Origin of the sequence: Dietzia aerolata, assembly GCF_014144865.1 — a bacterium.
Classification (GTDB): domain Bacteria; phylum Actinomycetota; class Actinomycetes; order Mycobacteriales; family Mycobacteriaceae; genus Dietzia; species Dietzia aerolata.
On record NZ_JAALDM010000224.1, the window covers coordinates 1 to 10,661 of the forward strand.

Annotated in this window: 9 protein-coding genes; 6 read left to right on the forward strand and 3 right to left on the reverse strand. The window is 69.8% G+C overall.

From position 1 onward, the window contains the following. Window positions 1-159: 159 nt before the first annotated feature. Window positions 160-780 (reverse strand): class I SAM-dependent DNA methyltransferase, encoded by a 621-nt coding sequence (locus G6016_RS13200; RefSeq protein ID WP_182633100.1) that lies wholly within the window; start codon window positions 778-780, stop codon window positions 160-162. Between the two features lie 93 nt (window positions 781-873). Between G6016_RS13200 and G6016_RS13205 the strand changes: the two genes are divergently transcribed. The 3 genes from G6016_RS13205 (at window position 874) to G6016_RS13215 (ending at window position 4,860) form a co-directional block, all read left to right on the forward strand. Next, on the forward strand, window positions 874-3,024 hold the full coding sequence (locus G6016_RS13205) for a RecQ family ATP-dependent DNA helicase (RefSeq protein ID WP_182633101.1): 2,151 nt from the start codon (window positions 874-876) through the stop codon (window positions 3,022-3,024). Between the two features lie 100 nt (window positions 3,025-3,124). Further along, window positions 3,125-3,517 carry a YciI family protein gene (locus G6016_RS13210; RefSeq protein ID WP_182633102.1) on the forward strand — a complete coding sequence of 131 codons (393 nt, stop codon included), beginning with the start codon at window positions 3,125-3,127 and terminating at the stop codon, window positions 3,515-3,517. Then, window positions 3,490-4,860, forward strand: a complete 1,371-nt coding sequence (locus G6016_RS13215) for an RNA polymerase sigma factor (protein WP_241730300.1) — start codon at window positions 3,490-3,492, stop codon at window positions 4,858-4,860. Before G6016_RS13210 ends, G6016_RS13215 begins: the two co-directional genes overlap by 28 nt. A 512-nt stretch (window positions 4,861-5,372) precedes the next feature. Here G6016_RS13215 and G6016_RS13220 read toward each other — a convergent pair. Both G6016_RS13220 and G6016_RS13225 read right to left on the reverse strand, forming a co-directional pair. Next, complete coding sequence (locus G6016_RS13220; RefSeq protein ID WP_182633103.1) at window positions 5,373-7,193, reverse strand: FAD-binding dehydrogenase; 1,821 nt, start codon at window positions 7,191-7,193, stop codon at window positions 5,373-5,375. A gap of 17 nt (window positions 7,194-7,210) precedes the next feature. Continuing rightward, a complete protein-coding gene (locus tag G6016_RS13225; RefSeq protein WP_338403610.1) occupies window positions 7,211-7,942 on the reverse strand; it encodes an AAA family ATPase in 732 nt (243 codons plus the stop codon). A 24-nt stretch (window positions 7,943-7,966) separates the two neighbouring features. On the opposite strand from G6016_RS13225, the gene G6016_RS13230 reads away from it, so the two are divergent. From G6016_RS13230 to G6016_RS13240, 3 genes are all read left to right on the forward strand, one after another. After that, a complete protein-coding gene (locus tag G6016_RS13230) occupies window positions 7,967-8,788 on the forward strand; it encodes an MBL fold metallo-hydrolase (protein ID WP_182633104.1) in 822 nt (273 codons plus the stop codon). Beyond that, the gene (locus G6016_RS13235; RefSeq protein WP_182633105.1) at window positions 8,788-9,669 is read left to right on the forward strand and encodes a Sir2 family NAD-dependent protein deacetylase; all 882 of its coding nucleotides are present in this window, start codon (window positions 8,788-8,790) and stop codon (window positions 9,667-9,669) included. Before G6016_RS13230 ends, G6016_RS13235 begins: the two co-directional genes overlap by 1 nt. Window positions 9,670-9,785: 116 nt before the next feature. Further along, window positions 9,786-10,406 carry a carbonic anhydrase gene (locus G6016_RS13240; protein WP_182633106.1) on the forward strand — a complete coding sequence of 207 codons (621 nt, stop codon included), beginning with the start codon at window positions 9,786-9,788 and terminating at the stop codon, window positions 10,404-10,406. Window positions 10,407-10,661 lie beyond the last annotated feature (255 nt).

The window sequence follows — 10,661 nt, forward strand, 5'->3', positions numbered from 1 at the left end:
CACGTGGGATAGCTCGGACACCCTCGTCGTCGTCGCCCTCATCAGGTCCTCGATCATGACCTCATACTACCGGTGGGATAGAACGTTTTTTCGAACATAGGGTTCCGATCAGATAACCTACTTAGGTCACCTACCAGTACTTATGCAACAACAACGCACCTACGCGTCGTCTTTGCGCACCAGAACCGCGATCTGGAAGCCGTCGTCGTCGGTGAACGGCCGCAGGTCCCAGGTGGACCACCGCTGCTCGACGCGCAGCCCGGCACGGTCGGCCTCGGTATCGAACTCCTCGCGCGTCCACCCGCGGTCCAGCCCGAAGCCCACGACGAGCCGTCCGGACGCACCGTCGGCCCCCTCCCCCGCCGGCGCGATCCGCGCGGCGAGGTTGGCCAGCACCTTCTCGCGGTCGGCGGGATCGACGAACGCGAGCACGTTGCCCGCCGACGCCAACAGGTCGAAGGGTCCGGAGGCCCACCCATCGTCGGCGAGGTCTGCGACCTCCCACATCGCCCCGGGACAGGCCTCGCGCGCCCGCTCGATGAGGTAGGGATCCAGGTCCACACCGGTGACCTGGTGGCCACGTTCGTGCAAGTAGATACCCATCCGGCCCTGACCACAGCCGACATCGAGGATCCGGGCACCACGCGGGGCCATGGCGTCGACAAGGCGTGCCTCGCCGTCGATATCCACGCCGTCGGCGACCATGTCGTCCCAGCGCTGGGCGTAACTGCGCGAGTGGTCGGGATTGGCGGCCACGATCCTCTTCCAGGTCATAGTCATGTCGCCAGTATGGACCCGCGCGACGGCCCGGCGACGGCGACTCCAACCACCGGCCGGCACGACGATGTCGTAGGTCTGAGGCACCATGGCGCCATGACCTCTCCCGCCGCCCCCGCCGGACTGGACCGCACCGCCCTACGCGGCCGCGCCGATGAACTTCTGACCGCGCTCGCCGGACCCGGCGCCGCGCTGCGCGAGGACCAGTGGACCGCGATCGAGGCGCTGGTCGTGGACCGTCGACGCGCGTTGGTCGTGCAGCGCACGGGTTGGGGAAAATCGGCGGTGTATTTCATCGCGGCCCGACTGCTGCGAGAACTCGGATCCGGGCCGACGGTGATCGTCTCCCCGCTCCTGGCGCTCATGCGTAACCAGGTCGAATCCGCTGCGCGGGCGGGCGTGCGCGCGGCCACCATCAACTCGGCCAACATGACCGAGTGGGATGAGGTGCGCGCGTCGGTGAGGGATGGCGACGTCGATGTTCTGCTGGTGAGCCCCGAGCGGCTGAACAACCCCGACTTCCGGGACACCGTCCTGCCGGCACTGGCCGCCGACGCCGGGCTCGTGGTGGTGGACGAGGCGCACTGCGTGTCCGACTGGGGGCACGATTTCCGGCCCGACTACCGGCGCATCCGGACGCTCCTGGCAGATCTGCCCGAGGGCGTGCCGGTGCTCGCCACCACCGCTACCGCGAATGACCGGGTGGTGCGGGATGTCGCGGAGCAGTTGGGAGTGGGAATGCACGCGGCGGCGCCCGGCGCCGAGCCCGATCCCGTGGGCGACACCCTCGTGCTACGCGGCGGCCTGGACCGCGAATCTCTACATCTGTCGGTGGTTTCGATCGACGATTCGGAGAAGCGGGCCGCCTGGCTGGTCGAGAACCTCGAGTCGCTGCCCGGGTCCGGGATCGTCTACTGCCTGACCGTCGCTGCGGCCGAGGACATGGCCGAGCTACTCACCTCCGCCGGGCACCGCGTCAGCGCCTACACCGGACGCACCGATGCGGGAGAACGCGAGGAGTTAGAACACGCCCTGCTGGACAACGAGGTCAAGGCACTCGTCGCGACTTCCGCTCTCGGAATGGGATTCGACAAACCCGACCTCGGATTCGTGGTTCACCTGGGCGCCCCGGCATCGCCGATCTCCTACTACCAGCAGATCGGCCGCGCCGGACGCGCCGCCGAACGCGCCGACGTGGTGCTCGTCCCGGGTCCTGAGGACCGCGCGATCTGGAACTACTTCGCCTCGCTCGCCTTTCCTCCCGAGGATGTGGTCCGGCGCGTACTCGACGCGCTGCTGCCGGACCGGCCCCAGTCGACGCAGGCCCTCGAACCCGCCGTGGACCTGGGACGGACACGGTTGGAGATGGTGCTCAAAGTCCTCGACGTGGACGGTGCGGTCCAGCGCGTGCGCGGAGGCTGGGTGTCCACCGGGCAGCCCTGGGAGTACGACACGGAGCGCTATGCGGGTCTCGCACAGGCGCGGCAGTCCGAGCAGCAGACGATGCTCGAGTACATCCGTACCGACGGCTGCCGCATGGACTTCCTGCGCGCCGAGCTCGACGACCCGACGCTCGATTCAGCGGCGGGAGGATGCGGTCGCTGCGACAACTGCACCGGCGAGCGTCGCTCGACCGCCGTCGACGAGGGCGCGCTGACCCGGGCGAAGGAGGCCCTTGAGAGGCCAGGCATCGTGCTGCCGCCGCGCAAGCAGTGGCCGACCGGCCTGGCGAAGCTCGACATCCCGCTCAAGGGCAAGATCGCCGACGGCCCCGCCGAGGGCCGTGCGCTCGCCCGCATGACCGACCTCGGTCTGGGGCAGAAGCTCCGCGCACTACTGGCCGAACCGGATCAGGAGGCCCCGGAGTGGCTTGCGCGGGCGTGCATCCCGGTGCTTCGCGAGTGGGGTTGGCAGGAGCGACCGACCGGGGTCGTGGCGCTGCTCACCGGTGACCATCCTCAACTGGTGTCGAGCCTTGCCCGAGCCCTTGCGCAGATGGGGCGGATGGACGATCTGGGCACGATCACCCGGACCGAGTCTCTGCCCCCGGTGACCGCGCAGAACTCGGCCTATCGCGTCGCGCAACTCTGGGGCACGCTCGCCGGACCGGCCACCGCGTCGGAGGGTCCGGTCCTGCTCGTGACGGACGTTCTCGGCACGGGGTGGACCGTCACCGAGGCCGCACGGCATCTCCGCGAGGGCGGGGTTTCGGCAGTTCTTCCGCTGGCCGTGGCCTCGGAGAGCTGAACCGGAAAGAATTGTGAGGCCAAATGTCGATTCGGGGCCAGGTGAATCGTCATCACCCGAATCGGCCGAGAGGCGGCCGATCACGAGGAAGGATCGCACCATGCGCTACTCACTGGTTTTCCACGCGCCGGAGCTCGACGAGGCGGGTCCGCGTCCGACCGACGAGCAGATCGCCGAGATGCAGCGGCTCATGAACGATTACGTCGCCGCACTCGTCGACGCGGGCGTCCTGGTGACCGCCGAGATGCTCGAACCGTCGGCGTCCACGACCACGGTCAGCAGGCGAACAGGGTCCACCGTGATCGAAGACGGGCCGTTCGTCGAGGCCCGTGAGTCCCTGGCCGGGGTCTTTGTCCTGGAAGTGGACACCCATGATGCCGCGCTGGCCTGGGCGGAAAAGTTTCCCGGCGGCTCCTACGGAGTCGTCGAGGTACGCCGCGTGGCCGTCTACGCTGATGAGACCGGATGGCAGACGCCCTGCACCCCGGAATGATCGATCGTGTCGTCCGCGACGCCCGACCCAGGCTCGTCGCGCTGTTGGCGGCGCCGGACGGCGACCTCGACGCCGCAGAGGATGCGTTCTCGGACGCCGTGGAGACGGCGATGCGGTCCTGGCCGGAGAACGGCGAGCCCCGCAATCCCGAGGCATGGTTGTTCACCGTCGCCAGGAACCGGCGACGCGACCGGTGGCGAGCCGACAGGCGCAGCACCGCGTTCGATGAGGACCACACCTCGGGAGATGGCCGTGTCACCGGCGCCCTGGCTACAACTTCTGTAGAGGAGTCGGCACTGGAGATTCCTGACCGGCGGCTCGCGCTGCTGGCCGCGGCCGCGCATCCCGAGGTGGACCCGACCGCCCGCACCCCGCTCATGCTCAACGCGGTTTTGGGACTCAGTGCCGAGAAGATCGGGGCGCTGCTCCTCGTCCCCACCGCGACCATGTCCGCCCGACTGACGAGGGCCCGCAAACGGATCCGAGCAGCGGACATCCCGTTCGAGACGCCAGGCATCGACGAACTCCCGGGCAGGCTCGAGGCGATCCGCGACGCGATCTACGGCGCGTATTCCGTGGACTGGACCTTCTCGGCGGAGTCGGCGCGGGACGGGCTCGCCGGCGAGGCGCTGTACCTGGCGGAACTACTGTGCGAGCTGGTCCCGGACGATCCCGAGTCCCACGGCCTAGCCGCCCTGCTGTGCCTGTCCTCGGCCAGGGCGGCCGCGCGGACCGACATCAACGACGAGTTCGTACCACTCGAACTCCAGGACACCCGCAGGTGGAACGCCACCCTTCTCGAACGGGGCGAGGAGCACCTGAGGGCGGCGGGGACGGATACGCCGCCGGGCCCGTATCGACTGCAGGCGGCCATCCAAGCAGTGCACTGTGCTCGGCGACGCACGGGAGCGACCGACTGGGAGTCGATTCGAAAGCTCCATACCGGACTCCATGCGCTGTCCCCCACAGCGGGCGGAGCGGTGGCGCTGGCGGTGGCCACCGCCCGATGCGACGGCCCGGCAGCCGGGTTGGAACTGCTCGACCGCCTAGGTGAGCGAGCCGACCGATTTCAGCCTGCGCTCGCCGCCCGCGCCGCGATGCTGGACGAGGCGGGCCGTGCCGCCGAAGCCGTGACAGCGTATGACCGGACGATCACCCTGACCACCGATCCCGCCGCCCGGCGGCACCTCGAGCGGGCACGCAGTTGTGTCGGCCTTACTACCGGCGCCGGAAGCTCTTCCACATCCACCGCGCCGCCACCAACAGGGCGGCCAGCAGCGCCAGCGCCCCCATCGTCAGGAATGGACGCGACAGTGCAGCCGGACCGAGAGCGAGAATCGTGACGAGCGGCCCACGGGGTGGAGCGGGCTCGCCCAGCGCCGTCTCGACGAGCTCCCGTCCGCTCGGTACCTGTCCGGACTGCCATTCCTGCCCGCCCTGTACGGACGCCCGGACAGACAGGCACGCATCGGCATACCAGGGCCCGAGACCGCCGGGCACGCGGATGGCACCTCGATCGGTGACCAACACCAACTGCTGCCGATCCAACTCGAATCCCGCTCCGCACGCAGCGCTTGACGAGGGGGTAGAGACCAAGACCGGTGAACCGATGTCGCCGGCGAACACCTCGCTCACGGTGAATTCGTATGTCGTGGTGCCACCGACGGAGAGCCTGCGGACCGCCGTGCCGGTGAATGCACCGGAGACGGACCGGAGGCTTTCCAGCGCGTCGTCCACGGACTGCTGGGCGACACACGAGCAGGCCGACGCGGTAGGTGCATCCGCGATCCCGGTCAGCCCGGACAGGGCGAACACCCCCACCACGAGGCCGACCCGGAACCGGGACACGGTCGGCTCAGACCTCGCGGGCCATCGCGCGACCGGCCTTCATCCCCGAGAAGATGCAGCCGCCGAGGAAGGTTCCCTCCAGCGCGTTGTAGCCGTGGACACCGCCGCCGCCGAATCCGGCGACCTCGCCGGCGGCGTACAGGCCCGGGAAGGGCTCGCCGTCGGGGGTGAGGCACTGGGAGTCGAGCGTGGTCTGGATGCCGCCGAGCGTCTTGCGGGTCATCAGGTGCACCTTCACCCCGATCAGCGGGCCGCCCGAACCGGCGGCGGATCCCTTGCCGGGACCGGAATCGGCGAGCAGTTTGTGCGGCTTGGCCAGGCGGGTGAGCTTGTCGGTGAGCACGCGTCGGGCGTTGTGGATGGCCTGAACCTGTGCGTCCTTGGCGAACGAGTTGTCCATCTGGCCGTCCATGGCCAGGACGAACTCGCGGACTTTCTCCACGTCCAGCGCGGGCTCGCCCTCGCGGAGCAGCCCGTTGAGTCCGTCGACGAGTTCCTCGATGGAATCGGCGACCACCCAGTCGACGCCCTGCTCGGTGAAGTCGGTGATCGACGGCGGCAGGCCGCTGCCGGCCTTGGAGGCGAACTTCTTCAGGCTCTTGTCGGTCAGCTCCGGGTTCTGCTCGGACCCGGAGAGGATGAATTCCTTGCCGGCGATCGCCGAATCGAGGATGAACCACGAATGGTCGTGCCCGGCGTCGCGGATCGCCTCGACGGAGGCCGTGGTGTGGAAGCCGGGGAACAGAGGCACCGGCATGCGGTCGCCGTTGCCGTCCAGCCACAGCGTCGACGGGCCGGGGATGATGCGGATCGCGTGCGAGGGCCAGACGGGCGCGAAGTTGGACACGCCCTCGGTGTAGTGCCACATGCGGTCGCGGTTGATCAGGTTCGCGCCCGCGGACTCGGAGATCTTCAGCATCCGTCCGTCGACATGCTCGGGCACGCCCACGATGAGGTGCTCGGGCGCCGCGCCGAGACGGTCCGTGGGCCAGTACTGGCGGACCAGGTCCGGGTTGCCGCCGATGCCGCCGGAGGAAATGAGCACGGCACTCGCGCGGAATTCAAACGTCCCGGTCTCCTCGCGGGGCGAGGCCACACCGCGGTCGAGGTCGCACGGCACAAGAGTGGCGCCCCGCACGCCGACGGCGCGGCCGCCCGACACCACGATCTCGTCGACCCGGTGCCGGACGGCGAAGCGCACCAGACCCTTGCGGGCGGCGTCCAGGACGGGCTCCTCGAAGACGCGCACGACCTCGGGGCCGGTCCCCCACGTCACGTGGAAACGCGGCACGGAGTTGCCGTGGCCCTCGACGTCGCCGCCGCCGCGCTCGGCCCAGCCCACGGTCGGGACGATCCGCAGTCCCAGGTCGTGCAGGTACTGTCGCTTCTCGCCCGCCGCGAACTCGACGTAGGCGCGCGCCCATTCGCGCGGCAACTCGTCCTCGGGCCGATCGAATCCGGCGGAGCCGAGCCAGTCCCGCCAGGCCAGGTCGAGCGAGTCCTTGATACCGATCCGACGCTGCTCGGGGGTGTCCACCAGGAATAGCCCGCCGAGCGACCAGAAGGCCTGCCCGCCGAGGTTCTTCTCGTTTTCCTGGTCCACCACGAGGACCTTCTTGCCGGCCTTGGTGGCCTCGTACGTGGCGACCAGTCCCGCGAGCCCGTGCCCCACGACGATCACGTCCGGCTCGAACCCCGGCTCCGGCGCGGGCAGCGGCCCCGTGTTGGCCGCGTGCGAGGTCGACGGCGGCTGCCACGAGGGGTAGACGGGGTGAACGGGCCTGGCCTCGCCCGTGGTCCGGCCGGGGCGGGAAGGGGAATTGGTCATGGGTCCAGTATGCCCCCTCACTCCATCAGATACCGCAGGTATCTCTGGGGCGCCTCGAGGAATCTGCGGTACCCGTCGACCATCTCCAGGTGTTCCCACCGCGTCTCGCGAATGCCGGAATCCGAGAGTTCGAGGAGCGTGGCCCCGGGCACGGACGCGAGGATCGGCGAGTGGGTGGCCATGAGTACCTGCGCGCCCCGCCGGTCCGCCAACTCGATGAGCAACGCGACCAGCCGGAGCTGGGCGTCGAACGACAGGCCCGCCTCGGGCTCGTCCAGGACGAACAGGCCACCGCCGTCGAACCGCGAGGTTCCCAGGATCTCCCACAGGGCCTCGCCGTGACTGCGGGAGTGAAAGTCCCGCTCGGGCCCGCTGGACTGCAGGAACGTGAACATGCCGTGCATGGTCTCGGCGCGCAGGAAGTATCCCCATTTCGACGCCGCCGCGCCCCGCTGCAGCCGCAGGAACTCGTGCAGCGGCGACTCCGACGCCCAGGTGCTGTCGCGCCCGTGGACGGATCCGCCCTCCGCGCCCAGTCCGTATGCCATGGCCACCGCCTCGACGATGGTCGATTTGCCGGTGCCGTTCTCGCCCACCAGCACCGTGAGGTCGGCGAGTTCCAGCCCGTCGCGGAGCAGCTGCCCGACCGAGGGGATCGAGAACGGCCAGCCCTCCGCCGGGAGCGGCAGGTCCGTGTCGCGGCGGAGGGCGACGACTGGTCGGGGGTCCAGCACGGGTTCGTGGCGCACGCGGGTCACGGTACCTTCGACGGCATGCGGATCCACCAGCTCAACTGCGGCACCATGACCGGCGGCATCCCCACGCGGGTCCTGCTCGTGGAGGCCCCGGACCATCTCGTGCTGGTCGATACCGGAATCGGTCTCCGGGACATCGCGGATCCGGCCACGCGGTTGGGGCCGGGGCGGCACCTGCTGCGCCCGAAGCTGGACGAGGCCGAGACCGCGGTGCGGCGCATCGAGGCGCTGGGCCTGGACCCGCGCGACGTGCGGCACATCGTGCTGACGCATTTCGACCTGGATCACGTCGGCGGGCTCGCCGATTTTCCCGACGCGACCGTGCACGTCACCACGCAGGGACTGACCTGGGCGGTGCGGTTGCCGAGGTTCCTGGAGCGGCGCCGGTACCGCCGGGCGCAGTTGGCGCACCGCCCGCGGTACGCCGAGTACGAGTACCAGACCGACAGGTGGGAGGGGTTCCGCGTGGTGCCGCTGGACCACGTGGTCCCGGGGATGATGGTGGTGGACCTGCCGGGCCACACCGTGGGTCACGCCGGTGTGTTCGTGCCGGGCGGTGGAACAAACCGAAAAAGGGACGACGACGACAACACCAGCCGCGACATCCTGCACGCCGGTGATGCCTTCTACCACCGCGGGCAGATCGACCCGACGATCCACGTGCCCGCCTCGATCGGTGTCCAGGAGCGGGTGCTGGCGCTCGAGCCGGATGCGATCGCGCTGACCCACTCCGGGTTGGCCGCACTCGCTGCGCGGCGGGCCGACACCCTGGACGTGGTGTGTGCGCACGACCCCACGGGCCCCGGCGGAACCGCTCCGGCATCACAGGGGCCGCACTGATGGTCAGGGTTCGCGAGACCGCCTGGACGCCCGCCGAACGCACCGAGCCGGACCCAGACGTCGCCGAACGCGCCGCCGCGCTGGCCGATCTGATGCGCGGGCGGCGCACCGTGATCCTCACCGGCGCGGGGATCTCGACGCCCTCGGGGATCCCCGACTACCGCGGGCCGGATTCCCCCGGCCGCACCCCGATGACCTTCCAGCAGTTCGTCGGCGATCCCGGCTTCCGCCGCCACTACTGGGCCCGCAATCACCTGGGCTGGCGCCACATGGAGGCGGCCCGCCCCAACGCGGCGCATCTCCTGCTAGCCGACTGGGAACGCCGCGGACTGGTCAACGGCGTGATCACCCAGAATGTGGATCTTTTGCACCTCAAGGCGGGCAGTCGCCAGATCGTCGACCTGCACGGAACGTACGGCGTGGTCACCTGCCTGGACTGCGGGCAGCGCCGGAGCCGGTGGGCACTCCACGAGGACCTCGAGGCCCTCAACCCCGAATTCGCGCAGCGCGTCGCCTCGCGCGGCGCGATCGAGGTTGCGCCCGATGCCGACGCGGTCCTGCACGACACCGCCGACTTCCGCATGGTCGATTGCCACGGATGCGACGGCATGCTCAAACCGGACATCGTCTACTTCGGTGAGAACGTCCCGGCCGCGCGCGTGGCAGCGGCCAACGCGCTGGTGGATGATGCCGACGTCGTCGTCGTCGTGGGATCGTCTCTCACGGTGCGCTCCGGATACCGGTTCGTGCGCAGGGCGGTGACCACCGGCACGCCCGTCGCGGTAGTCAACCGCGGCCGCACGCGCGCGCACGACGAGGCGACGGTGACCATCGACGGGGACTGCGTGGAGGTGCTCGGACTGGCCGACGCCGCGCTGTGAGGATCGTCGGTGAGACCCGGCTGCGCCGAGCGGCCACTCGGTGAGACCCGGCGGCGGCGCGGGGATTCGGGGACCCGCCCGCACGCGGCCCGGACCCGCAGGAGCATTATCGACTCGTGGGAAAAACACCGGAGACCGCACTGACCCGACTCCTGGACGGCAACGCCCGCTACGTGGCCGGGCAGAGCCGCCATGAACACCAGGACCCGTCGCGTCGTGCCGAGCTGACCGGCAACCAGGAGCCGTTCGCGCAGGTATTCGGCTGCTCCGACTCGCGCGTGCCGGCCGAGGTCGTCTTTGACCAGGGGCTCGGCGACCTGTTCGTCATCCGCAACGCCGGCCACATCCTCGACCCGTCGATCCTCGGCTCGCTCGAGTTCGGCGTCGAGATTCTGGGCATCCGACTCACGATGGTGCTCGGACACACCTCGTGCGGCGCGGTCGGCGCGACGATCAACGCGATCGACACCCACACCACCCCGGCCGGGTTCCTGCGCGACGTCGTGGAGCGCATCTCGCCGTCGGTGTTCGAAGCGCGGCGGGACCCGAACGCCGGGTACGAGGACATCATCGTGGAGAACGTGCGGCACGCCGCCGCGGTGATCCGTGAGAAGTCGGCGGTGATCGACCGGGCGATCAACGAGGGGCGCACCGCGATCGTCGGCGCGCTGTACAACCTCGAAGAGGGCACGGTCACGCCGGTGCACACCGAGGGCGAGGTCACGCTCGAGGGCTGAGCACGTGCAGGTTGCGGGTTATGCACTCTTGAGGTCGACTGAGCCAACCTTATGCGGCAGATCGGCGACCTGAGTGCCGCATACCCTGCGGAGGGTACCGCGGGCAGGGTCGGCTCAGACCGCGACGAGGTCGTCGGCGTGCACCAGCGGGCGGCCCTGGCCGACCGCGGTTCCGGCCGCACGCCGGGCCTCCCGCTCGGCGAGCCGCTCACGCACCTCGACTGAGTCGTACTGCGCGATCCCCCGGGCCACCGT